Genomic DNA, 25,423 nt, shown 5'->3' on the forward strand with positions numbered 1-25,423 from the left:
GCTTAAAAATATCTCCTAATTATAATCATTAATCAAAAGTGTTCAGAACCTAGGTTCTGTATATAAAATTTAAATTATTTATATTTTAAACAATAAAGTTTTTATTGGAATAGATACCTATTTCAATAAAATGCTTATAATTTGCAGTAAAATAAAATATATTGTTTTAAAATTTTTCACATAGAACTCAAATTAAAGAAACCTAGTAAGTTTCTTATTTAGATCTTGTGTAGGCTCTACGAACATTTCCAAAAAGATTTGATTTTGGTTATTTATTTGTTGCAACAAATTATAATATTTTTTAAAAATAGGTAGCTATTCCTTCAAAAACCTCATTAATTTTCACTAAAAATCAATTATAAATGTTCACAGAACCTAGAAAATTTTAATAATTTAAATTTCTAGACTATGGTACGTTAACAAAATTATTTTAATCAATAAGATTTTTAATGTAATAGCTTTATCCTATTTCAAAAAAATAACTTAAATTAGCTTTAAATTAACTTCTTAAAATCCAAAAAGCCTTATTCAAATTTAATTACTAAAATAAGGCTTTTTGGATTTTAAGAAGTTAATTTAAAGCTATAAAATATTTCATCTGTAATGCAAAAACATTAGGTCCTGTAAAAAAAATTAATATATACTTAGTTGTTTTTGATTGAAAATTATAAGATTTTTCTTTGAATAAAAACAACTGTCTCAACAAAAATCTTATTAATTTTTACTTACAAACATCTAAAATACGAATAATTCAACTTTTGCTCCAGCAGCTTCTAACTTACCTTTGATTTCGTCTGCTTCTGCTTTTTTCACATTGCTTTTAATCGGCTTTGGAGCTTCATCAACTAATTTCTTAGCTTCAATTAAACCAAGACCTGTGATATCTTTCACAACTTTAATTACTTCAACTTTCTTGTCACCAGCAGCTGTTAAAACTACTTCAAACTCAGTTTTTTCAGCTACTGCTTCAGCTGCAGGAGCTGCAGCACCGGCAGCTGCTACAGCTACAGGAGCTGCTGCAGATACACCCCATTTTTCTTCTAACATTTTCACAAGCTCAGCTGCTTGCATTAACGTTAATGATGATAATTGTTCTTCAATTTTAGCTAAATCTGCCATAATTTTTTCCTTTTTACTTTTTTTATATTGAGAGATTACTACATCAGGCATTTTAAAGTTAATTAAATTCTTTTGTGCTTCAAATTATAAGACTTTTTTAAAACTATAAAAGCTCTTTAATTATCAATTAAAATACCTGATGCAGTAACCTTTAAGTTAATTTTTACTAGCATGTGCTTGTATTACTCTCGCCATACTCGAAGACGGGGCTTGTAAAACACCTACAACCTTAGTAGCCGGTGCTTGTAATAACCCAACAATTTTACCCCTAAGCTCATTAAGTGCAGGTAGCTTAGAAAGTTCTTTTATTGAATGTTCATCTAATACGTGATTATCGACTATTCCACCGATAATATTAAGATTATCATTAGCCTTAGCAAAATTAACTACTAATTTTGCCATCTCAACCGGTTCTTTAGAATAAACAATAGCAGTAGGACCCGCAAATAAATTAGCAATACTATCAAGCCCTGTTTGATTTGCAGCTATTTTTGCTAAAGTATTTTTAACTACTTTAAAACCTGCTTCTTTAGATTTAAGTGATTCTCTAAGCGAACTCATTTGACTAACGGTTAACCCGTGATAATGAGTAATAATTATAGAGGGCGATTCTTTATAAATATTTACAATATCCTCTACTGCTACCGATTTTTCTGATCTTAACACCTTTTAATTCTCCTTTTATCATACAGTTTAATATATTTAAACTGATACAAATGCTTAAAATAACAAAATTTTTTTATTATTACTATACTACCGTTAAACGGCTATAAAAATTATGCTATACTAGTTAAATCTATTTGTACCGATGCTCCCATAGTAGAAGATAAATACATTGCTTTTAAATAACTTCCTTTTAATCCGGCAGGTTTTGCTTTAATTACTGCCTCAATAAACGCATTTAAATTTTTTAATAAAGCTTGGTCTGAAAAAGATAATTTTCCAAGCCCTGCATGAATTATACCTGCTTTCTCTGCTCTATATTCTACCTGACCGCTTTTAGCATTTTTAATAGCATTTTTAATATCTAAAGTTACGGTACCAAGTTTAGGGTTAGGCATTAAACCTTTTGGTCCTAAAATTCTTGCAACTGAACCTATAGCTGCCATCATATCGGGAGTAGCTATACATACATCAAAATTAATTTTCCCTGCTTTAATTTCATCAATAATATTTGTTGAACCTACTAAATCTGCTCCGGCACTTTTAGCTTCTTCTTCTCTTTCTTCTTTACAAATAACGGCAACTCTTACGGTTTTGCCTGTACCGGCAGGTAAATTAACTACACCACGTACCATTTGATCGGAATGCCTAGGATCAATTCCAAGCTTCATAACTATTTCTAAGGTTGGATCAAATTTAACATATGATGCTGATTTTAATCGTTCAACTGCATTTGTTAAATTATATAAAGTATCTGATTTTACTTTTTCTCTAGCTTCTCTTATGTTTTTACCGCCGCTAATTTTTACAGCGACATCTTTCTTATTTGACATAATAATTAATTCCCTACTACTTCAAGTCCCATAGATGCAGCACTACCACAAATAATTTTTGTTGCTGCTTCAATATTTTTTGTATTTAAATCAGGCATTTTTAACTTTGCAATTTCACGACAATCATCCATAGTAACTTTACCTACTACTGCTTCTTTTTTAGTAGCACTAGAACCTTTAGTAATTTTAGCATACTTCTTTAAAAAGTACGAAGCAGGAGGAGTTTTTATTTTAAAAGAAAAACTACTATCTTCATAAACGGTAATTACGGTTGGCAGAGGTATTCCTTTTTCCATACCTTGCGTAGCATCATTAAAATCTTTACAAAATGCTGCAATATTAACTTTTCTTTGTCCTAGGGCCGGTCCTATAGGAGGTGCAGGAGTGGCTCCAGCAGCCGGAATTATCAAGTTAATATAACCTTTTATTGCTTTCTGAGACATTTATAAATATCCTTATTTTTCTCTTAAATTAATATTACTTTGTAACAATTGCATGGATCTTGTTTCCCATCATTGCAAGGCAAAACTGTAAGTTTTGACAAAACAAGGAAGAAAAAAAATTCTGTAAATCAGAAGTTTTGTATTATTTCTTCTAGATTGCCACGCAGCCTACGGCTGCTTGCAATGACGACGCATTATCCCGCAACAATGACATCCTGAACATTAGCACAATACAGCTTAAGTAATTTATAAACCGTATTTAGTCCAACTTTTAATCATTTTTCTTTACTTGATTAAAATTTAGTTCTATTGGAGTTGCTTTACCAAATATTGCAACTGAAACTTTTAACCTATTTTTTTCTTGATCTATTTCTTCTACTGTACCCATGAAAGTTTCAAAAGGACCGTCTATAACAGTCACTATTTCACCAACTTCATACAATTTAGAATTCTTTGCTTCTTTAGCTTCTGCTTCCAAATTATTAAAAACATTTTGTATTTCACTTTCTGTAAGAGCTTTTGGCGTGGTTTTGCTTCCTAAAAAGCCGGTTACTCCAGATATATTTTTTACTAAATGCCAAGATTTATCAGTCATATTCATCTTTATCAAGATATAACTCGGCATTAGTTTTTTTTCTACCTTGACATTTTTACCGCGTTTAACTTCAGAAACTCCAAAAACAGGTATTAATATGTCTTCAAAAAAATCCGTCATGTTCTGTTTAGCGATTTTTCTAAGCATATCTTCTTTAATGCGTTTCTCTGCTCCTGATGCCGTATGTACTACATACCACTGCTTTACATTTTTTTCAGAAGAAGGCAATATATTATCTATACTCGTCACAATTTATTCCTTATACTATTTGCCGATATTAAGCAAAAGCTGCATTATGTTATGTATACTATAATCAAGTACCAAACAAATTAGGCTAAAAATAAAAACTGCTACTACCACTACTAATGTTGAAGCAACAAGCTCTTTTCTAGTTGGCCAAACTACCTTATAAGTTTCTTGTTTAACTTGTTCAAAAAACTTATAAATTTTATATTCTTTAAACATATTCTTGTTAGGTAATTTATTAGACTTCTTACAAAATTCTACTTCTAGAGGCAATTGAGACGATGATCCAGCACTGGAATTCTCACATACTAGTATGTACTCTGCGATTCGAGGTGAAGTACCTCTTTCAAATTTCTCTCTATAAGCAAATTTTGTAAAATTCTATATTTTATAGCAAAAAAGCTCTAAGCCTATAATGGCAGGAGCGACAGGTATCGAACCCGCAACCTCCGGTTTTGGAGACCGGCGCTCTACCAATTGAGCTACACTCCTATCATATTTTTAATAAAAAATCAATAAAATTTATTAAAAAATTACTATAATAAACAGTACTTCTAATTTATAAGCTGCCACGGTAAAACAACATTTATTTCTGTAAGACGTGACACCTCACCCCTAAATTATTTTTTAGCCTTAATAAGATCAGCTACTTGACGCGGCACTTGATCATAATGAGAGAATATCATACTAAACTGAGCTCTACCTTGCGATAAAGACCTAAGCGTATTAACATAACCAAACATTTCCGCTAAAGGAACATTCGCAGTGACTACTTGAGCATTCCCTCTTGGATCCATGCTTTGAATTTGTCCTCTACGACTATTTAAATCGCCTATAATATCACCCATATATTCATCAGGAGTGATAACTTCAACTTGCATAATCGGCTCAAGTAATTTAGGATTACATTTCGGCATCCCTTCTCTAAATGCTGCCTTTGCAGCAATTTCAAACGCAAGTACACTAGAATCTACATCATGAAACGCACCGTCAACTAAAGTTGCTTTAAAATCAATCATAGGATAACCGGCAATAACACCGGTTTCTCTAATATTATTTAATCCTTTTTCAACACCTGGTATATATTCTTTAGGCACGGCACCGCCGATGATTTTACTTTCAAAGACAAAAATTTTATTTTTATCTTCATCTTTTAGATCTTTTACCTCTTTTAGAGGCTCAAAAATAATTTTTACACGAGCAAATTGTCCTGCACCGCCGGATTGTTTCTTATGGGTATAATCAATTTCACAAGCTTTTGTTATAGTTTCACGATATGCTACTTGAGGAGCTCCAATATTTGCTTCGACCTTAAACTCTCTTCTCATACGATCAATGATAATTTCTAAATGGAGTTCTCCCATTCCTTTTATCACTGTTTGTCCTGTTTCATGATCAGTTGACACTCTAAATGATGGATCTTCAGCTGCTAAACGAGAAAGTGCGAGGCCCATTTTTTCTTGATCGGCTGTTGATTTAGGTTCTACCGCAAGCTCAATTACCGGCTCTGGAAATTCCATTCTTTCTAAGATTACTTGCTGATCAATATCGGATAACGTATCACCTGTGGTAGTATCTTTAAGACCTGCTAAAGCTACTATATCACCTGCTGATGCTTCTTTTACGTCTTCACGATTATTAGCATGCATTAATAGCATTCTACCGATTTTTTCTCTTTTATTCCTTACGGTATTAATAACAGTTGTTCCTGAAGTAATTTTACCTGAATATATTCTAATAAAAGTTAATGAACCGACAAACGGGTCATTCATAATTTTAAATGCTAAAGCTGCAAAAGGCTCAGTTACCGAAATAGGGAAATCTTTTTCTTCACCAGTACTTACTTCCATACCTTTTACTATACCTATATCAATAGGCGAAGGTAGGAAATCTACTACGGCATCAAGTAAAGGCTGTACCCCTTTATTTTTAAAAGCACTACCACATAAAACCGGATAAAATGCTGCTGAAATAGTACCTTTTCTGATTAATCTTTTAATCTCTTCTGCTGTTACTTCTTCACCTGATAAATATTTTTCCATAACATGATCATCTAACTCAACAACCATATCAAGTAATTTAGCACGATATTCTTCAGCTTTATCTTTCATATCGGCAGGTATATCTTCTTCAAAATACTCAGCTCCAAGTGCTTCATCTTTCCAAATCACTGCTTTCATTTTAACAAGATCAATTATACCTTTAAAATTTTCTTCAATCCCTACAGGCAACTGAATAACAAGCGGTTTTGCTCCTAAACGATCTTTGAGCATTTCAACGCATCTATAAAAATCTGCTCCCATTCTGTCCATTTTATTGACAAAACACATTCTAGGAACATTATATTTATCTGCTTGCCTCCAAACCGTTTCTGACTGCGGTTCAACACCTGCTACACCGTCAAATACTGCAACCGCACCGTCAAGCACACGAAGCGAACGCTCTACTTCGATAGTAAAGTCAACGTGTCCAGGAGTATCGATAATATTAATTATTTTATCTTGCCATCTACAAGTAGTAGCAGCTGAGGTAATGGTTATACCGCGTTCTTGTTCTTGTTCCATCCAATCCATGGTAGCACCGCCCTCATGAACTTCACCTATTTTATGCGATTTACCGGTATAATATAAAATACGTTCGGTAGTTGTGGTTTTACCGGCATCAATGTGAGCACATATACCGATATTACGAATATGCTCAAGTTTATTTATTTTACTCATTATACCCTACCTTATTTCATTTTTTTAGGGCTAAAATGAGAGAAAGCTTTATTAGCTTCGGCCATTTTATGAGTATCTTCTTTCTTCTTAATGGCAACGCCTCTATTATTAGAAGCTTCAAATAGCTCTTCAGCAAGTTTATCAATCATCATTTTTTCAGAACGTTTTGACGCAGCATTAATAATCCAACGGCTAGCAAGGGCATATCCTCTTCTTTCATCAACATGCGTCGGAACTTGATAATTAGCTCCTCCAACCCTAACCGAAGTTACTTCTAAATGCGGCTTCACGTTATGCATAGCATTATTAAAGGTTTGATACGGATCAACTCTATGCTTCTTTTCAATTTTATTAAAGGCTGAATAAACAATTTTCTCTGCAAGGGCTTTCTTCCCTTCTTTCATAATATTATTGATAAATCTTGACAGTAAAATACTGTTATATTTCATATCAGGTAAAATTACTCGCTTTTCCGCGGCATGACGACGTGACATTTTATTTTTTCTCTCTAACTAATAATTTATTTTTTTGTAACTGCAACTTGTTTACGAGGAGCACCGTAACGTGATCGACCTTGCTTACGTCCTTTAACTCCGGCAATATCATAAGCACCAAGTACGATATGATATTTCACCCCCGGAAGATCAGGAACCTGACCGCCTCTTACTAACACCTTATCATGTTCCTTTACACTATGCTTTTCACCAGGAATATATGCATTTACGGTTCTTTTATTACTTAAACGCACCGTTGCAATCTTACGAAGTGCAGAGTTAGGCTTTTTAGGGGTAACGGTTTTTACAACTAGGCAAACACCGCTTTTAAAAGGATTAGATTCTAAGGCAGGAGATTTGGTCTTACGAGTTTTTGACTTTCTCCCAAAACGTACTAATTGATTATATGTCGGCATTAAAAAAATACTCCAAAAAAAACTTATATATACGATAATTAAAGGGTGAAAAATACTTCCACCCTTTATTTTCCATCATTTCTAAATACAAATTATAAGAATTTGTAAATTACACTAAATTTAAATTATAATTACTTTTTCCATAAAAGCAAGTATGTTTTAATTAACAATCATTTTTTTCTCAATTATTTTTGCTATAAAGCTGATTAACATCACTAAAATATAGTAACAGCACGCAGCAATAAGCATTGGAAAAAAATAATTATATGTTTCAATTGATACAATTTGTGCTCTACGCATTAAATCCATTTCTCCAAGCATAGAAATAATGGCTGATTCTTTAATCAAATTTACAAGCTCATTTACTAATGACGGAAAAATATTTTTAACTGCTTGCGGCAGAATTATATCTTTCGTTATTAAAAACTTTGGAATAGCAAGAGCTTCAGCCGCTTCAAACTGCCCTTTATCAACTGCATTAATCCCTGCCCTGATTACTTCGGAAACATATGCTCCCGAATTAAGAGAAAAAGAAATAGCTCCCGCCATAAACACACTAAATTTAATGCCTATGATATAAGGTGAAGCAAAATAAATAATACTTAATTGAATTAATAAAGGCGTTCCTCTGAAAATAGAAGTATAGAAATTTGCAAAAAGTCTTAAAGCACGATTTTTATTTACCTTACAAATAGCGAGCAGCATCCCTATTACTAAACCGAATATAACGGCAATAACGCTATATTTTAAAGTTACCAAAGTTCCCTCTACAATAAAAAAGATTTTTGGATAGAATTTTATTAAATACTCAAACATATTTTATATATATTTTTTTCTTGTCATACCGCGGCTTAACCGCGATATCTAAAAAATAAGCATTTTTGGATCCCACGATTAAATCGCGGGATAACATTAAAGGTTTCTAGATTCCTGCTTTCGCAGGAATGACATAAGAACATTAATCAGTAAACTCTCTTCACCGGCGGGACTGCTGTTACTTCATCGGTTAAAGTAGTTAAAGTCACAGGTTTATAATCAAGAACTACTTTACCTGCTTCATCGATAGAGCTAAGAGTATGCTTCATCCAATCCCCATCATTACGATCAGGATAATCTTCACGTGCATGAGCTCCTCTGCTTTCTTTTCTTGCAGCTGCCGAATATACCGTTACTAAAGCTTGATCAAGTAGATTATCTAGCTCTAAGGCTTCCACTAAATCGCTATTCCAAATTAAAGATTTATCGTTAATTTTTATATCTTTATAGCCGCTTCTTATTTCACTAATCATTCCTGCTCCTTCATCTAGTACCTCTTGAGTTCTAAATACCGAAGCATGGCTTTGCATAGTTCTTTGCATTTTAAGCCTTAACTCTGCAACTAAAATATTACCGTTAGCGTGACGGACTTTATCAAATCTATTTATAATTTTTTCAAGGCTTGCTTCTTTTATAGACTTGTGGGGACTCACAGGCTTAATAAGCTCGGTTGCTTTTAATGCAGAACTTCTACCAAATACTACTAAATCAAGCAAAGAATTTGATCCTAATCGGTTAGCACCGTGTACCGATACGCAAGCCGCTTCACCGATTGCCATAAGCCCTTTTACTACGCTATTATGATTTTTACCGTCTTTGATTATGACTTGACCGTGATAATTCGTCGGTATCCCACCCATATTATAATGTACCGTAGGAAGCACCGGTATCGGCTCTTTAGTCACGTCAACACCGGCAAAAATTTTAGCCGTCTCAGAGATACCGGGCAAACGACTATGTAAAATCTCAGGCGATAAATGATTTAAATGTAAAAATACATGATCTTTATGCTCGCCGACTCCTCGCCCCTCTCTGATTTCTATAGTCATTGCTCTTGAAACTACATCTCTTGAAGCTAAATCCTTTGCAGCAGGAGCATAACGCTCCATAAAACGCTCACCGTTTGCATTAACGAGATATCCCCCTTCACCTCTTGCCCCCTCGGTAATAAGACAGCCTGCCGAATATATACCTGTCGGATGGAACTGTACAAATTCCATATCTTGCAGTGGAAGACCGGCTCTAATCGCCATGCCGCCCCCATCACCCGTACAAGTATGAGCAGACGTCGCCGAAAAATAAGCACGCCCGTATCCGCCCGTTGCAAGCACTACATTATGAGCTCTAAAACAATGCAGACTACCATCATCTAAATTCCACGCAACTACGCCTCTACATTCACCATCTTCCATCAATAAATCAATAGCAAAATACTCAACGAAAAACTGTACTTTATGTTTTAGTGACTGTTGATATAAAGTATGAAGTATGGCATGCCCCGTACGATCTGCCGCAGCACATGTACGCTGAGCTGCTTTTCCTTTGCCGTACTCTGTTGTCATTCCTCCAAAAGGACGCTGATAAATTTTTCCCTCTTCAGTTCTTGAGAAAGGTACGCCGTAATGCTCTAGCTCTAAAATCGCATCGGGAGCGTTTTTGCACATATACTCAATGGCATCCTGATCGCCTAACCAATCAGAACCTTTTACCGTATCATACATATGCCAACGCCAATCATCTTCGCCCATATTCCCAAGAGCCGCACTAATTCCACCCTGAGCAGCCACAGTATGACTACGGGTTGGGAACAGCTTAGTTATACAAGCGGTATTTAGCCCTTCTTTAGCCATACCGAATGCAGAACGAAGACCTGCTCCGCCTGCACCTACAACTACTACATCAAATTTATGATGAATGATATTATACGCTTTGGTCATTAAATTAATTTTTTATTATTTTGATACGTGAATTGTCTACCTCTTTCACCCCATGGCTTGACCACGGGGTCCAGTAATTCAATACACAATAATGCTATAAATTGTTTTCTGGATACCGCAGTCAAGCCGCGGTATGACAATTTTTACCCTTTATAAAACAGCGCTACTACAAAAGCTACAATAGTAACAATGCAAAATAATTGCACTATTATAATCAATGTATTACGTAATTTGTAACAACTGATATAATCCTCAATTACTACACGCATACCAAGCATCGCATGATACAACGAAATAACCACCGTAATTAACAAAGCTACTACATTAAAAGGCTTTTTAAGTTCCCACATAATAATATTTATATCATTATTTTTGTTGGTTAACGTAAAATATATTAGCCACACAGAACATAAAGCTAATATAATCCCCGTTACTCTTTGCAATAACCAATGATGAGAACCGCTTTTAGCAGAACCGCTATTTTTTGCTTTTACAATTTCTGCTTTAAAATCATATACCATTAATTTTCTCTATTATTTGTTTTAGCTTTTCGTCATTGCGAGGAAATTGCATAGCAATTGACCAAACAATCTCAGGCATTTGTTATTATTTCTGAGATTGCCACGTCGATGCTACGCATCTCCTCGCAATGACGTTTTTAATTACTACACCCATAACAATACCGTTAATAATACAGATCCTACCACTACACACCCACCGGTGATATTAACCAATTTTATAGAAAAACCGTAACCGATATCCCAAAATAAATGCCGAATGCCGTTACATAAATGATAAAACCAAGCGTAGCTAACAGCTACTAAGCATATTTTTATAATACAGCATTCAGCAAGCTGTAAATAATTATTGTCATATTTACTAAGAATCAACCACCACACCAAGATTGACACCGCAAAAAACAAAGCTACGCCGGTCATACGATACAAAATTGATAATGTAGAACTTATTTGCGTCTTATATATAGTTAAATGCGGTGAAGTTGGACGCTTATTATAAATTTCTTGTTTGGTTTTAGTCATATATTTCTAATAAATAAAAAAGGGTTATGTCATTCCCGCGGAAGCGGGAATCCAGTAATTAAAAAATACACATATACTGAATTTTTAAAATTAAAAGCTCTCTTTTTTCTGGATTCCCGCTTTCGCGGGAATGACATACTACACGTTTCAATCGGTCAACGACATCTATCTCTGCAACCAATGTCTTTCTACGGGCGATAAATCATCTGTCACTGCTCTCCTATCATCGAAGACAAAACATTTACCTTGCCATAAATTGTTCTTATTTTGTGTATCTTCTAGATATTGCAGTATTCCACCCTTTAAATGATATACCTCATCATAACCTATGCTTTTAAGTAAGCTGGTGGATTTTTCACACCTGATACCACCTGTACAAACCATAGCAATTTTCTTACCTTTGAGCAATTCTTGATTCTGCTGAACCCAAGCAGGAAATTGTTTAAATGTTTTGGTATTAGGATTAATTGCTGATTTAAATGTACCAACCTCTATTTCATAATCATTTCGAGTATCTATTACTATAACATCTTGTTTTGTGATAAATTCATCCCAATCTTTCGGCTCTATATATTCGCCTTTAAACAAATCAACATTTAAATCATCAACGTTCATTGCTACGATCTCTTTCTTAAGTCTGACTTTCAATTTCTGAAAAGGATGAACATCACTATAATTTATTTTAACGTTAACATCTTTGGGACCGGTCAGCTTTATCAATTCTTCAAGTACAAGATTTACATTTTCATATGAACCTGAAAAAGAACCATTAAAACCTTCATTAGCTAATAAAATAGTACCTCTAACATATTTTCTTTTACCGATAAGCAAAAGTTTCGGTATCAAATTCGCCGGTTCTTCTATATTAACAAAACTATATGCACTTAAAATTGCTATTTTTTCATTCATAAATTATTTAGGTATTATTTTTACATTCTATGTCATTCCCGCGAATGCGGGAATCCAGCAAAAGCTATAAAAAACTTATTTTTATAGCTTTATTTTATTAAATATGTAATTTTTGTATCAATGTTAAGGTTATTTTTCATTCCCGCCTTCGCGGGAATGACATAGAAAACTATATCTTACATAACCTGCAATGGTACGAACATATTACTACTACCCCTTTCAATCAGGAGCAAAATATTTTGCTTATCTGATTTTTTAGCATTTTCATATAATTCTTCTAGCTTACTTATATCGTCTATGCTTTCCTGATTAATATTGGTTATCAGATCACCAATTTTGAAGCTACTTTCTTCTTCATCAATATTGGTTATAACTATTCCCATTTTATCTTGAGGAATAGTATATTTTTGTCTTAGTTCTTCAGTCAAATTACCAAAAGTAATATTATTTTTAGTAATAGATAAATTATTTTCTTCTTTATTTGTTATTTCTTTCTTATTGGTCTCTTCTGTAGAATCTTTGGTAACCTCTTCATTATCCGAAGTAATTTTAATAGGTAATTCAAGCTCCTTTTTATCGCGAAGTATTTTTACTTTTACTTCCTGATCAATAGGAGCATCTGCAATAATTACACGTAATTTTTTAGTATTTTTAACCGGTATATCTGCAAACTCTATTATTATATCACCTGTTTTAATTCCCGCTTTATCACCTGGACCATCTTCTTGTACTTTAGCTACTAACACCCCCCTAGTATTTTTAAGTCCTAGCCCTTCAGAAATTTCCTCGGTTAAATCTTGTATTGTTACTCCAAGGCGTCCTCTACTTACTTTTCCATCTTTCTTAAGACGTTCGATTATAGGCTTTGCAGTATTTGACGGTATTGCAAAACCGATACCTATATTAGTACCGAGCGGTGAAAAAATTGCCGTATTTACGCCGATTACTTTCTGATCCAAATTAAACATAGGACCACCGGAATTACCGTTATTAATTGCAGCATCCGTTTGAATAAAATTATCGACTATATTGTCCGTATCTATATCGATATCCCGCCCTTTAGAAGAAATAATACCGCTTGTCACCGTACCGCCTAGATTACCGAACGGATTACCGATCGCAATAACCCAATCTCCTACTCTTGCATCATTTGAATCTCCAAACTCAACAAAAGGTAGAGGTTCCTCGCTATCTATTTTTAAGAGAGCTAAATCGGTTTTAGTATCGTTACCTATTAATTTAGCCGATAATTCGGTATTATCTGCAAGTTTTATATTAATTTTATCAACATTTGCAATTACATGATAGTTTGTCACTATTAAGCCGTTAGGTTCAATAATAAATCCTGAACCAAGCGGGACACTTTTCGGAGTTTGATCAACCTCTTCCAAATTCAGCGGTATATTAAGCTTTTCTAAAAAATCATTAACTTTTTCTTGCAGAGGATCTTTCTCGGCATTTTCTGATTTACTATTAACATATTCTATTGTTGAAATATTAACGACTGCAGGAATTAACGGTTCAACTATATCGGCAAAGCTATAACGGGCGGCTTCACTTACTTTTAAAGGAGCAGAATTTATTTCCGTAAATTCATTCTCTTCTTGAGCTGCTACTTTTAAAGACTTACTATTTTCTTTTGCTAGAACAACGTTACTTGATATTAAAACTATTATAACAAGAACTATTTTCAGATTAACCATATACTCCAAGTAAATAAAAAGTAGATAGACTAGTATACTACTTAGTTAGATTTAGATATTTTAAAACTTCAGCATCCGGTGAAATTACAAAATTAGTATTCTCTTTCTTTAAAGAATTTTTATATACTAAAAGTGATCTATAAAATTTATAAAATTCCGGGTCAACTGAATAAGCAGAATTATATATTTTTGCTGCTTTCTCATCGCCGTCACCTTTAATAATTTGTGCATCTCTATAAGCTTTAGCAAGTATTATTTTACTTTCTTTATCTGCTTTTGAACGAATACGCACGCTTTCTTCTTGTCCTTCCGCTCTAATTTGGGTTGCTTCTTTTTCACGTGCCGTTTGCATACGACGATAAATAGCCGCACTATTTTCTTTTGGTAAGTCTGCTCTTAAAATTCTAACATCTACAACATCAATACCGAAGCTTTTAGCTTCACCGTCCACTTGATTTAAGATATTTAACATTACGTTACTACGTTCCTGACTTAAAAGGCTACTTAGCGAGATTTTACCTATCACCTTACGCATTGACGATTCAAGATTACGAGTCAGCCTAATTTTCACACCTTGATAATCATGTACCGTTTTATAAAACATTACGGGATTATTAATTTGGAATTTGGCGTAGGCATCAACAATAACTCGTTTACCGTCAGCAGCCGTTAATTCTTTTGCCTCAACCTCAACATCTAAAAGACGCTTATCAAAAAATTCAACATTTTGAATAAACGGGATTTTAATATTCAGTCCTGGATTTTCTATAGTTCTAACTGCCTCACCAAACTGGAATACTACTGCAGATTGGCGTTGGTCAACTGAAAATAAGGAGCTAGAAATCAGTATCAGCCCAAAAACAATTGTAAAAATTATATAATAAATCTTTTGTTGCATTTAATATTCCTTGTTGTTTAGATGTCATTTGTGTATAGCGTGAAAAACACTCTTGATGTCATTCCCGCTTTCGCGGGAATGACATAGCACCCCTATGGTTTAATAGCCATGTGCGGCAGTAGTGCATTATTAATAATCGTTTTATTTGAACCGCCTAATATCTCTTCGACTACTTCTAAATATAATCTATCTCTAGTTACTTGCCTACCTGTAGCATATTGTTTATAAATAGCATTAAATCTTTGGCTATCACCTTCTGCTTTCGATATAACTTCTGCTCTATAACCTTCTGCTTCTTGTATAATCTTTGCAGCCGCTCCTCTAGCTTCCGGCAAAATCTTATTATTATAGGCTTGAGCTTGATTTATTTCTTTTTCTTTATCTGCTTTTGAAGTTTGCACGTCTCTATAAGCGTCTATTACTTCGGCAGGAGGCTCGGCTTTTAATAATTGTACTTTCTCAATCATAACGCCAGCATTATAACTATCCAATATCTTCTGTGCTAATTTCTCTATTTTATAAGTAATCTCCTGTTTTTGATCGGATAATACCCAAGAAATAGGAGTATTGCCTATGACTTCCCTAACGGCACTCTCGACTATTGCTTTTACTGTTTCTGCAGGTCTTTGTACGTTAAAAATAAAATCTTCAAGATTATTAATATGCCACATTACGTCACAATTTAAAGCAATGATATTTTCATCACCGGTGAGCATTATACTTTCACCGGCAATATTTTTAGTATTATCGCCACCGCTACGCAGAGAGCTATTTGTACGATAACCAATCTCAATCCGACGTGATTGTTTAACTTTCTCAACTATTATCTTTTCAAAAGGCGCCGGTAAATGATAATTAAGCCCGGGGTAGCCCTTACGCACAAAACGCCCAAATCTTATTACCGCTGCTTCTTCACCTTCTTTTATTTCATAAATACCCGAAGCGAGCCATAAAGCAACCACTGCGACAACAGCTAAAATTATTGTTTTAGCATTGAAATTAAACGGGCATTGAAATTGATCAAAATTAAATTGATTTTTACGCGGTCTTGTAAATATGTTATCTTCTTTATCAGAATCAAAATCTTTCCATGGGGATTTTTTTAAAATTGAGATATATTTTTTATTAAGCATTTGCTTTGTTGTTTTATATTATTTTAAAGATGAGATAATTATATATATTATAGTATATAACGTCAAGTTACGAGCTTAAACAGCTTTAAAAAGGAAATTTAATTATGGCGAATTTACACCAACGACAAATTATAGATAAAATTCAGCATATTACCTTTAAAGACGGTACTTTTTTAAATGAAGTTATATCGGATATTATAATTAAAGGTAATAATATCGGTTTCTCAATAGATATATCAGGTAAAAACAAGTTAGAAGCCGAAGAAATTAGACTTAAGGCAATTAATAAACTTAACGAGATTTCGGAAGTAAATAAAATAACAATTGTTTTTACCGAAAGTAAACCGATGGAGGAAAAAGTTCAAAAACCAAAACATTTTGTAGAAAATGTAAAAAAAATTATCTTAGTAGCGTCAGGTAAAGGCGGAGTCGGGAAATCTACAATATCGGCTCTTATCGCTCAGCAGTTAAGTCTAGCAAATTACCGAGTCGGGATAGTAGATGCAGATATTTACGGTCCGTCAATTCCGCATATATTCGGCATTAACGAAGTACCGCAAACGAAAGATGGACGAATAATACCGGTACTTGCTCAAAGTATCGAAATTATATCTATAGGCTTCTTCGTTAAAGACCACTCGGCAATTATTTGGCGTGGTCCTATGGCGAGTAAGACTATTTATCAATTATTATCGGTAACAAAATGGGATAATTTAGATTATTTAATTATCGATATGCCGCCGGGGACAGGTGATATTCATTTAAGTATACTAGAAAATTATCATTTAGACGGCGTAATAATCGTAACTACACCACAAAAAATATCAGAAATAGACGTAATACGTTCTATAGATTTATATCAAAAACTAAATTTACCTATTTTGGGAATAATTGAGAATATGAGCTATATGCTTAAAAATAATAGTGGCGGACATTTATCACAAAAATATAATATACCACTAATCGCTCAAATTCCTATCACACCGCAAATAGCCAAGGCTTGCGATAAATCACTACCTCTAACAAACTTATTAACATTACCTTTAGAGAAGTATTTACAATGAAAATACACGTATTAGCGGATGATAGAACAGGCAATACCCATCAGGCTATTGCACTTGCTGAAAAATTAACGGAAGAATATACAACAATTAAGCTTGAATATAATTGCTTAGCTAAGCTACCGAACTTTTTACTAAAATATTATCCTATTCATATAAAAAGTGAGCTATTGCAGTATCTTTTGGATAAGTCCCCGCCTGATATGATAATTACCGCTGGAAGAAGAACGGCAGTACTAGCATTTTATTTAAAAAAGAAATTTAAAGATATCAAGTTAATACAAATAATGCAGCCTCATCTTCCTTACAATGCATTTGATGCCGTTATTCTGCCTTATCATGACCAACGTCATTGCGAAACCACAAAGTGGCTGAAGCAATCTCAGGGCTTTTTTACTAGATTGCTTCGTCAATACTTCGTATTTCCTCGCAATGACGACTTTAAAAACATCATCCCCATCAACGGAGCTATCAACAACGTAACCGAACAGTTCGCCGCAGCGAGCTTGGAACTCCAAAAACATTATCCTAATCTTAAACAGTTTATTGCAGTGATAATTGGTGGAAATAATAAAAAATTTAATTTCCATAAAGATGAAGCAGTTTTATTTGCTTCATTATTAAATAAAATATATACTAATCAAAAAATACCTTTTTTCATTAGCTTTAGTAGACGTACACCACACACTGTAAAATCAATTATTAAAAATAATATGCCGTCCTCCACAATTATTTATGACCCGAACGAAGACGCAGGCTATAATCCTTATATAGCTATGCTCTCCAAGGCAAAATATATAATCTCTACGGCCGACTCAATCTCAATGTGCAGTGAAGCAGCTTCAAGCGGCAAGCCTCTTTATATATTCTGCCCACCAAACTTTAATTCTTCAAAGCATAAGATTTTTATAAAGCAGTTAGTAGAACAGAAGATAGCAAGAATTTTTGATAAGTCGGCTATTGATCTAGAAGAATATAGCTACAAACCCTTAAATGAAGCAGAAAGAGTAGCTGAAATTATTAAATCTTTAATCAAAAGCTGGTAATTATATGGATAAAGATATACAATCATATATATTCATTAATAAGCTAAAATCTTTACTGTTTGTCAACGAAATATGGTTTTTTGGCTCTCGTGCTAGAGGGGATAACGATGAGCGTTCCGATATTGATATTGCAATTATCTGCCCTAATATTACAGATCAAGAATGGCTAGAAGTTATGTCTATTATAGAGAATGCTGACACGCTTTTAAAAATAGATTGTGTAAGGTTTGAAAGTACTAAAATAAGCTCTGAACTTTATAAAAATATATTAAAAGAAAAAAAAATTATATATATCAAAAATAAACCTTAAACTTGAAAAATTTCGTAAAGCTTTTATGACGCTTGAAGATATTTATTTAAAACCGACAACAGAAGATAGGGCTTATATTGATGCCACTATACAAAGATTTGAATTGACTTTTGAACTCGCTTGGAAGTTTTTAAAAGAATATTTTTCTCAAAAAGGCACAGTTCTTCACTATCCTAAAGAAGTGATAAAGGAAGCTTTTGTTGCCGGTATTATAAATGATGAGAGTTTATGGATTTATATGCTTACTGATCGTAATATGACCTCTCATACTTACGATAAAAAGCTTGCTGATGAAATATATAACCGAATAAGAAATTATGTTCCTGAACTTAAGAAATTACTAAATATCATTGATTTAAAGATTTAATAATACCTTGCAGAGTTTGGACTTCAGGGGAAGAGAAACTATTTATACGTGTAAATATATTAGTGATATTTTGTTGCATAGCAGTTTTTTTGTCGGGAGCCTTGAAGAATCCGGCTTTATCGAGTTTGCCGAATAAATTTACTAAAAAATGCTCTATTTCTTCTTTAGTAGCTAATTTTTGAATGTTATGTACATCCTCTCTGGGCGTAGAATTACGAAACAACTCATAGCATATAATAATAACCGCTTGAGCAATGTTTAATGAGCTAAATTCGGTTGTATTAATAGTGATAATCTTATTAGCAAATGCGATTTCTTCGTTGCTAAGCCCATTATTTTCCCGCCCGAACATTATCCCGACTTTTTCAGAATTTGGATAATCTAAAGGTAAATTTTGTGAAAATACATAATCTTTATTCATAGCCCTTTTAATGCAAGTAGTAGCATATAAATATTCGAGGTCTTTAATGCTATCCTCTAGGCTATCAAAAATTTTTGCATGATCTATAATATTAACCGCTCCGACTGCATTACTACGTGCTTGCTCATTAGGCCAGCCGTCTCTTGGAGCCACGATTCTAAGCTCATTTAAACCAAAATTCTTCATTGCTCTTGCAGTAGCACCGATATTCGCACCCATTTGCGGGGCAACTAATATTATTATTGGATTCATTTTAATAATTTTTTGTAACTAAGCAGGTATAGGCAATCGCTACGGCGTCAGCTTCATCAGAATTGGTAATTAAGGCAGTGCCAGGCAGCAAAAGCTTTATCATATGCAAAATTTGGTCTTTCTCTGCATGCCCATATCCTGTTACGTTTTTTTTTACCGTATTTGGCTTAAACTCTCGCATGTCCAAATTATATCTACCGATCAGCGACATTATCGCCCCTCTAGCATATCCAAGCTTTAAAGAAGTCACGCTATTAGTATTAACAAATGTTTCTTCAATCGCTGCCATATTTGGTTGATATTCTAATATTACTTTTTCTAATGTACTATTAATAAAAGCAAGTCTATGATGAATTGCATCCTTACTATTTGTTCTAATAATACCACTAGCTAAATATTTCAACTGTGCGGTCTCCTTTGCCACTACTGCCCATCCAAGACTCCCAAGTGCCGGATCAATCCCAAGTATTATCATGATTATTTAATGTTATTTTTATTGGCATTATTATATGGCTTTTATGTCATTCTCGCGAAAGCGGGAATGACATCGAAAACCATCCAACAAAGCCTGTCAAGCCACAGGGTGACAGCTTTATATCTTCATATACTGATAAAATTCTTGATTATTCTCCCACAGCTCACGCACCTTAACGAATAAAAATAAATGAACAGGAAATCCAAAAAACCTCTCCATTTGCATTCGGGATTTTGCTCCTATTTCTTTGATTTTAGAGCCGTTTTTACCGAGTATTATAGTTTTATAGCTCTCTCTTGAAACTACTATAACTTGATTAATCTTTACGGATTTGTCTTTAAGCTCTTCCCATTTTTCGGTTTGTACGGTTAATTTATACGGGAGTTCTTTCTGCAAATTTAAAAATAACTGCTCTCTTGTAATTTCTGCTGCAATAAAACGCATAGGTAAATCCGTTATGTCGTCTTCCGCATAAAGCCAAGGAGAAATTTTGGCCTTACTTGTTATATATTCAAGTAATCCATCAATATTTTTGCCTGATAAAGCAGATATAGGAAAAAGCAAGCTATCAGGATGATTTTCTGTTAAAAAAGCTTTAATGTCATTTAGATATTTTGATTCGATGTCTATTTTGTTCAATAAAAATATCGGAACAATATTAAGTGAGCGAAGCTTATCTAAAATATTATGCGTTATATCATCAAACGACTTTAGACTATCAATAATTAACAGAACTAAATCTGCACTATGCAAACTAGACCACGCACATCTTACCATTGCTTTCTCTAAGCTCCCTTTCGGCTCAAATATACCGGGCGTATCGTATAAAATTACCTGCGTATCTTTTAAGGTAATAATACCGGTAATAATTGACCTAGTAGTTTGAACTTTTTGGGTAACGATTGAAAGCTTCTCACCGATTATTCTGTTTAATAAAGTTGATTTTCCGCTATTAGGTCGCCCGATTATACAAACCGATACCGTTTTCTGATTAGATATCTTCCCAAACTTCACTTCTAGAGGTAATTTAGACGTCGATCCAGTACTCGCCTCCTCGCGTACTAGTGTGTACGCTGCTGCGGGTGCTTCCGTGTCTCCTTTAAATTCCTCTCTATAAGCTGGTTTGGCAAGATGTCTATTAGTCATTTTTAAGTCTATGCAATAAGCTTCGTGCTGCGTTTTTCTCTGCTTCTTTTATTGTGTGACCAGTGCCTGTTTGTTCATAATCTTTTACTTTTACAAGAACCGTAAAAGTCGATGAATGGGAGGCTCCTTCTCTTTTTATCAGACGATATATAGGTAGGTGATGATCACTAGCTTGAGCCCATTCTTGTAAAGCAGTTTTTGGGTCATAATCCGTTAAATTCTGAACTTTTATAAATTCTGCCCATAACTTCTCGATAATATCATGGATTGTTTCAATATTGCTATCAAGATATATAGCTGCAATTAAAGCTTCCGTGGCATTTTCTATATTATTAAGATTATCACGCCCGCCTGCTACTTCTTCGCCATAAGTCATAATTATATAATTTTTTAAAGTAAGTTTAGCTCCAACCATGCATATTGTTTCTTTGCAAACCAAATATGATCTAATTTTAGCTAAATTCCCCTCATTATAATTTGCAAAATTTCTAAATAAAATTTCTGTGATTACTAAATTTAATACGGCATCACCTAGAAATTCTAATCGTTCATAATCTTTATCATCCTTGTACTCGTGATGTTGTCTTAAAGACGGGTGACTCAACGCCTCTATTAAAAGCTCTTTATTTTTGAAACTATAGCTAAGTAGCTTTTCTAACTTCTCAAATGATTCCATTACGCATCCGTGTTATAAAGATTTCTGAAAATTCGATTTAACCTAACAGATTCAATCCATGGCTTTAACTTTAGTACTAGATTAATAACTCCTATATCATTATCCCACCAAGTTATTTTTGTTGAGAACCAAATAAATTGTGCTTTAGCAATAAAATTTTCAAACGGTACAAATCCAAGATTTACTCTACTATCATTTGACTGATCTCTATTATCCCCTAAAAAGAAATATTTCCCTTCAGGTATATAAAAAACATCCGTATTACCGTATCTATCATTATATATAACGCCATAAATAGGAGCAAGCTTATAAGAAAAATATGTTCTACCGTTTGGCAGTGTTTCTTTAAACTTTAAATATTTTATTCCCTCTTCGCTTATATAAGTTCCAACTTCCGTGCGTTCTATTTTTTTGTCGTTAATATATATTACGTCATCAATCAATTGAATTTTATCGCCGGGTAGCCCTATTAAACGCTTTATATATCTAACACTCATATCGTTAGGCGGACGAAAAACTACAATATCGCCACGCTCCGGTTCATGAGCAAATATTCGCCCTTGAAAAAGAGGAATAAAATCAAAAAAAGATAAAGAATAATTACTATAACCATAACTATATTTCGTAGAAAATATATAGTCATTCTCAAGTATGGTTGCTTTCATAGACCCGGTCGGAACTGTAAACGGCTCCATAATAAGTATTCTAATAAGTAAAGCAATACATATTACAAAAGCAAAAGACCCCCACTCTTGCTTAGCTGTTTTATTAGTGTTTGATTTTGTATTATCTGTTTGCATAATCTCTTAATTATTTATAAATTGGAATCGTCATTGCGAGGAAATTACAAAGTAATTGACTAAGCAATCTCAGGAGTTTGTTATTATTTCATGAGATTGCCACGCTCCTTTCTCCTTTCAGTCGCTCGCAATGACAGCTTAGTATCCACGCAGGCAATATCTCCTCGCAATGACGATAAAGTCAAACCACGCTATAACTCTTTATCCTCGCCTCAATCTCGCTTCTAAAATGGCGTATCAGCCCTTGAATCGGCCAAGCTGCCGCATCACCTAAAGCACAGATAGTATGCCCCTCTATTTCTTTCGTAACGTTAAGGAGTTCGTCTATCTCAGATTTTTTGGCATTACCTTTAACTAGCCGCATCATGACTCGCCACATCCAGCCCGTACCCTCACGGCAAGGAGTACATTGCCCGCAAGATTCATGCATGTAAAATTTACTAAGCCTTGCTATTGCATAAATAATATCGGTAGATTTATCCATCACTATAATACCGCCTGTACCAAATCCAGAACCTGCGGTTCTTAAACTATCAAAATCCATATCCACTTCACATAATGACTTAGGAAGTAAAGGCACGGAAGAACCGCCCGGGATTACGGCTTTAAGATTATCCCATCCACCACGAACACCACCCGCATATTTCTCAATCAATTCTTTTAACGAAATGCCCATTGCTTCCTCAACATTACAAGGCTTGTTAACATGCCCTGATATGCAGAAAATCTTAGTTCCCGTATTGTTAGGTTTACCTATACCAGCAAACCAGCTAGCTCCTCGTCTTAAAATGGTTGGCACTACTGCAATAGACTCAACATTATTTATAGTAGTCGGGCAGCCATATAACCCAAAGCCGGCAGGAAAAGGCGGCTTTAAACGAGGCATACCTTTTTTGCCCTCTAAGCTTTCAAGCAATGCCGTTTCTTCGCCACAAATATAAGCACCCGCCCCACGATGTAAATAAATATTACAATCAAAGCCCGAACCGCAAGCATTCTTTCCTATTAACCCTTCTTTATAGGCTTCATCTAAGGCACGCTGAATATTAGATGCTTCATTATAAAACTCACCTCTAATATAGATATAACAATTATTCGCTCCTATAGCAAAGCTTGCAAGCAAGCAACCTTCTATTAATTTGTGCGGCTCAAACCTTAATATATCACGATCCTTACAAGTGCCAGGCTCAGACTCGTCGGCATTTACTACTAAATAGCAAGATTTCTCTAAATTTTTAGGCATAAATGACCATTTCATACCGGTAGAAAATCCCGCACCTCCTCGCCCTCTAAGCCCTGATTTCTTAACCTCTTCAACGATGAAATCTCTACCTTTATCAAGCAAAGCTTTAGTATTCTCCCAATCGCCTCGCTTCTTGCTAGATTTCAAATCATGGCTTTGCTGCCCATGCAGGTTAGTAAAAATTTTGTCTTCTTCTTTTAGCATAAACTATTCTCGTTATGGCTTAAAAACGTCATTGCGAGGAAAAATTGAAAATTTTGACAAAACAATCTCGTGCCAAAATCCTGAGATTGTCATGCAGCCTACGGCCATTCGCAATGACAATGAAGCCAGTCCACGCAACAATGCCTGCTCGCAATGACGATTCTTTACCTTTCTATTACTTTTTTATTAAACTTCCTATTAACAAACATTGTAAGTATCGGAGCAGAGATAAAAATTGAGGAATAAGTACCGGCTATTATCCCAAAAAATACAAGTACACTAAAACTACGGATTGCCTCACCGCCAAAAAGAATAAGGGCTAAATTGGCAAGTAGCGTGGTAATGACAGTTAAAATAGTTCTTGATAAAGTCTCATTAATACTTAAATTTATAATTTCCGTGATATTTTTTTTATGATATTTACGTAAATTTTCTCTAATCCTATCATATATTACTACCGAATCATTAACGGAATAACCTATAATAGTTAACACTGCAGCAATAGTACTTAAGTTAAAATCAAGCTTTGTCATACTCATAAACCCAAGAGCGAGTATTACGTCATGCACTAAGGCGATAAGTATACCAAGACCGAAATACCACTCAAAACGCACCCAAATATAAACCATAATCGCTAAGAAAGAGAATAGCATCGCCATAGCTCCCGCTTCTATTAGCTGCCTACCGACTTGCGGACCGACAAAATCTACCTTACGATATTCAAACTTACACGGAAAATTACTTTGCAAAGATGCTTTAATTAACTCAATATTTTTCATGAGATTTTCTTCACTACTACTACCGAATCTAATTGATAAATCACGCTCACTACCGAAATTCTGTAAGACCACCTCACCTATTCCAAGCTTGCCTAGAACCCCACGCATTTTTGGCAAATCAGGAGCTTGATCAAGCCTTACTTCAATAACTATACCGCCGGCAAAATCAATACCGAAATTAAATTTATATATACCGATCCAAATAAAGCTAATGAGTGATAAAATAATTGAGAAAGTGTAGCTAACTTTTTTAAAATTCATAAAATCAAAATCGATTTTATTAGGTAAAAGTCTTAAAGGATAAATTTGCATTATTATATATTTTGTTGAATAAGGATTATATTTGTATTATATAGTAAATTCAAAAAGGTTAAATGATTTTTTATGTCAGAAGTAGTAGTAAAAGAACAATTAGAGCAATATATAAGCAAAATAGAAAGATTAGAACAAGAAAAAGCTGATTTATCTCAAGAAGTAAAAGATATCTTCCAAGATGCTTCTTCACATGGATTTGATGTTAAAGCTATGAAATCTATATTGAAACTAAAGAAATTGGATAAAGATAAACTTGCCGAGCAGGACGCTATGCTTGAGCTTTATAGAGATACTTTAGGGATTTGAGGCATACGTCATTGCGAGGAAATTACGAAGTAATTGGTGAAGCAATCTAAGGAGTTT

Annotated in this window: 29 protein-coding genes and 1 tRNA gene; 5 read left to right on the forward strand and 25 right to left on the reverse strand. The window is 34.1% G+C overall.

What is annotated here, in order from left to right; all coding sequences use genetic code 11:
* Positions 1-735: 735 nt before the first annotated feature.
* The 18 genes from rplL to hflK form a co-directional block, all read right to left on the reverse strand.
* Positions 736-1,119 carry a 50S ribosomal protein L7/L12 gene (rplL, locus tag C4Q30_RS04165; protein WP_045805497.1) on the reverse strand — a complete coding sequence of 128 codons (384 nt, stop codon included), beginning with the start codon at positions 1,117-1,119 and terminating at the stop codon, positions 736-738.
* Positions 1,120-1,275: 156 nt separating this feature from the next.
* The gene (gene rplJ / locus C4Q30_RS04170; RefSeq protein ID WP_103897292.1) at positions 1,276-1,785 is read right to left on the reverse strand and encodes a 50S ribosomal protein L10; all 510 of its coding nucleotides are present in this window, start codon (positions 1,783-1,785) and stop codon (positions 1,276-1,278) included.
* 110 nt (positions 1,786-1,895) lie between these two features.
* A complete protein-coding gene (gene rplA / locus C4Q30_RS04175; protein ID WP_014013888.1) occupies positions 1,896-2,615 on the reverse strand; it encodes a 50S ribosomal protein L1 in 720 nt (239 codons plus the stop codon).
* 5 nt (positions 2,616-2,620) lie between these two features.
* Positions 2,621-3,058, reverse strand: a complete 438-nt coding sequence (rplK, locus tag C4Q30_RS04180; protein WP_004996639.1) for a 50S ribosomal protein L11 — start codon at positions 3,056-3,058, stop codon at positions 2,621-2,623.
* Positions 3,059-3,329: 271 nt separating this feature from the next.
* Complete coding sequence (gene nusG, locus C4Q30_RS04185) at positions 3,330-3,905, reverse strand: transcription termination/antitermination protein NusG (RefSeq protein WP_410525782.1); 576 nt, start codon at positions 3,903-3,905, stop codon at positions 3,330-3,332.
* A 12-nt stretch (positions 3,906-3,917) separates the two neighbouring features.
* Positions 3,918-4,118, reverse strand: coding sequence for a preprotein translocase subunit SecE (gene secE, locus C4Q30_RS04190; protein ID WP_004996644.1), 201 nt, complete (start codon positions 4,116-4,118; stop codon positions 3,918-3,920).
* A gap of 197 nt (positions 4,119-4,315) precedes the next feature.
* Positions 4,316-4,391: transfer RNA gene (locus C4Q30_RS04200), tRNA-Trp, on the reverse strand.
* Positions 4,392-4,519: 128 nt separating this feature from the next.
* Positions 4,520-6,619: an elongation factor G gene (fusA, locus tag C4Q30_RS04205; protein WP_103897294.1), complete on the reverse strand. Its 2,100-nt coding sequence runs from the start codon at positions 6,617-6,619 to the stop codon at positions 4,520-4,522.
* A gap of 11 nt (positions 6,620-6,630) precedes the next feature.
* The gene (gene rpsG / locus C4Q30_RS04210; protein WP_004996646.1) at positions 6,631-7,113 is read right to left on the reverse strand and encodes a 30S ribosomal protein S7; all 483 of its coding nucleotides are present in this window, start codon (positions 7,111-7,113) and stop codon (positions 6,631-6,633) included.
* Between the two features lie 26 nt (positions 7,114-7,139).
* A complete protein-coding gene (rpsL, locus tag C4Q30_RS04215; protein ID WP_023507505.1) occupies positions 7,140-7,529 on the reverse strand; it encodes a 30S ribosomal protein S12 in 390 nt (129 codons plus the stop codon).
* Between the two features lie 159 nt (positions 7,530-7,688).
* Complete coding sequence (locus C4Q30_RS04220; protein ID WP_014013883.1) at positions 7,689-8,345, reverse strand: amino acid ABC transporter permease; 657 nt, start codon at positions 8,343-8,345, stop codon at positions 7,689-7,691.
* A 146-nt stretch (positions 8,346-8,491) separates the two neighbouring features.
* The gene (gene sdhA / locus C4Q30_RS04230) at positions 8,492-10,282 is read right to left on the reverse strand and encodes a succinate dehydrogenase flavoprotein subunit (RefSeq protein WP_103897296.1); all 1,791 of its coding nucleotides are present in this window, start codon (positions 10,280-10,282) and stop codon (positions 8,492-8,494) included.
* 143 nt (positions 10,283-10,425) lie between these two features.
* On the reverse strand, positions 10,426-10,803 hold the full coding sequence (gene sdhD, locus C4Q30_RS04240) for a succinate dehydrogenase, hydrophobic membrane anchor protein (RefSeq protein ID WP_014013881.1): 378 nt from the start codon (positions 10,801-10,803) through the stop codon (positions 10,426-10,428).
* Between the two features lie 144 nt (positions 10,804-10,947).
* Positions 10,948-11,322, reverse strand: coding sequence for a succinate dehydrogenase, cytochrome b556 subunit (gene sdhC / locus C4Q30_RS04245; RefSeq protein WP_103897298.1), 375 nt, complete (start codon positions 11,320-11,322; stop codon positions 10,948-10,950).
* Between the two features lie 165 nt (positions 11,323-11,487).
* The gene (trhO, locus tag C4Q30_RS04255; RefSeq protein ID WP_103897300.1) at positions 11,488-12,231 is read right to left on the reverse strand and encodes an oxygen-dependent tRNA uridine(34) hydroxylase TrhO; all 744 of its coding nucleotides are present in this window, start codon (positions 12,229-12,231) and stop codon (positions 11,488-11,490) included.
* Between the two features lie 176 nt (positions 12,232-12,407).
* Positions 12,408-13,934 (reverse strand): Do family serine endopeptidase, encoded by a 1,527-nt coding sequence (locus C4Q30_RS04260; RefSeq protein WP_103897301.1) that lies wholly within the window; start codon positions 13,932-13,934, stop codon positions 12,408-12,410.
* Between the two features lie 37 nt (positions 13,935-13,971).
* Entirely contained in the window at positions 13,972-14,832 is an 861-nt protein-coding gene (gene hflC, locus C4Q30_RS04265) for a protease modulator HflC (RefSeq protein ID WP_004996654.1), read from the reverse strand.
* Between the two features lie 92 nt (positions 14,833-14,924).
* The gene (gene hflK / locus C4Q30_RS04270) at positions 14,925-15,965 is read right to left on the reverse strand and encodes an FtsH protease activity modulator HflK (RefSeq protein ID WP_103897302.1); all 1,041 of its coding nucleotides are present in this window, start codon (positions 15,963-15,965) and stop codon (positions 14,925-14,927) included.
* Positions 15,966-16,069: 104 nt separating this feature from the next.
* Here hflK and C4Q30_RS04275 point away from each other — a divergent pair, with 104 nt between their 5' ends.
* Genes C4Q30_RS04275 through C4Q30_RS04290 form a run of 4 tightly spaced genes read left to right on the forward strand, consistent with a single transcriptional unit; the run spans position 16,070 to position 18,749 of the window.
* Positions 16,070-17,029 (forward strand): Mrp/NBP35 family ATP-binding protein, encoded by a 960-nt coding sequence (locus C4Q30_RS04275; RefSeq protein WP_103897303.1) that lies wholly within the window; start codon positions 16,070-16,072, stop codon positions 17,027-17,029.
* Complete coding sequence (locus C4Q30_RS04280; RefSeq protein WP_103897304.1) at positions 17,026-18,072, forward strand: mitochondrial fission ELM1 family protein; 1,047 nt, start codon at positions 17,026-17,028, stop codon at positions 18,070-18,072. Before C4Q30_RS04275 ends, C4Q30_RS04280 begins: the two co-directional genes overlap by 4 nt.
* Before the next feature lie 4 nt (positions 18,073-18,076).
* Positions 18,077-18,382 carry a nucleotidyltransferase domain-containing protein gene (locus C4Q30_RS04285; protein WP_103897305.1) on the forward strand — a complete coding sequence of 102 codons (306 nt, stop codon included), beginning with the start codon at positions 18,077-18,079 and terminating at the stop codon, positions 18,380-18,382.
* 25 nt (positions 18,383-18,407) lie between these two features.
* Positions 18,408-18,749, forward strand: a complete 342-nt coding sequence (locus tag C4Q30_RS04290) for a nucleotidyltransferase substrate binding protein (RefSeq protein ID WP_245207473.1) — start codon at positions 18,408-18,410, stop codon at positions 18,747-18,749.
* Here the strand turns inward: C4Q30_RS04290 and C4Q30_RS04295 are convergent.
* The 7 genes from C4Q30_RS04295 to secF all read right to left on the reverse strand — a co-directional run bounded on the left by C4Q30_RS04295 (position 18,730) and on the right by secF (position 25,057).
* Entirely contained in the window at positions 18,730-19,422 is a 693-nt protein-coding gene (locus C4Q30_RS04295; protein WP_103897307.1) for an RNA methyltransferase, read from the reverse strand. The genes C4Q30_RS04290 and C4Q30_RS04295 overlap by 20 nt on opposite strands.
* Before the next feature lies 1 nt (position 19,423).
* The gene (gene ruvC, locus C4Q30_RS04300; protein ID WP_103897308.1) at positions 19,424-19,897 is read right to left on the reverse strand and encodes a crossover junction endodeoxyribonuclease RuvC; all 474 of its coding nucleotides are present in this window, start codon (positions 19,895-19,897) and stop codon (positions 19,424-19,426) included.
* A 117-nt stretch (positions 19,898-20,014) separates the two neighbouring features.
* Entirely contained in the window at positions 20,015-21,043 is a 1,029-nt protein-coding gene (era, locus tag C4Q30_RS04305; protein WP_103897309.1) for a GTPase Era, read from the reverse strand.
* Positions 21,036-21,719 (reverse strand): ribonuclease III, encoded by a 684-nt coding sequence (gene rnc, locus C4Q30_RS04310; protein WP_103897310.1) that lies wholly within the window; start codon positions 21,717-21,719, stop codon positions 21,036-21,038. Before rnc ends, era begins: the two co-directional genes overlap by 8 nt.
* A complete protein-coding gene (lepB, locus tag C4Q30_RS04315; protein ID WP_103897311.1) occupies positions 21,719-22,519 on the reverse strand; it encodes a signal peptidase I in 801 nt (266 codons plus the stop codon). Before lepB ends, rnc begins: the two co-directional genes overlap by 1 nt.
* A gap of 181 nt (positions 22,520-22,700) precedes the next feature.
* The gene (gene nuoF / locus C4Q30_RS04320) at positions 22,701-23,966 is read right to left on the reverse strand and encodes an NADH-quinone oxidoreductase subunit NuoF (RefSeq protein WP_103897312.1); all 1,266 of its coding nucleotides are present in this window, start codon (positions 23,964-23,966) and stop codon (positions 22,701-22,703) included.
* 164 nt (positions 23,967-24,130) lie between these two features.
* A complete protein-coding gene (gene secF, locus C4Q30_RS04330) occupies positions 24,131-25,057 on the reverse strand; it encodes a protein translocase subunit SecF (RefSeq protein WP_103897314.1) in 927 nt (308 codons plus the stop codon).
* Positions 25,058-25,129: 72 nt separating this feature from the next.
* Here secF and C4Q30_RS04335 point away from each other — a divergent pair, with 72 nt between their 5' ends.
* Positions 25,130-25,366, forward strand: coding sequence for a DUF2312 domain-containing protein (locus C4Q30_RS04335; protein WP_004996682.1), 237 nt, complete (start codon positions 25,130-25,132; stop codon positions 25,364-25,366).
* Positions 25,367-25,423 lie beyond the last annotated feature (57 nt).

The organism is Rickettsia fournieri, from assembly GCF_900243065.1.
Lineage (GTDB): Bacteria > Pseudomonadota > Alphaproteobacteria > Rickettsiales > Rickettsiaceae > Rickettsia > Rickettsia rickettsii.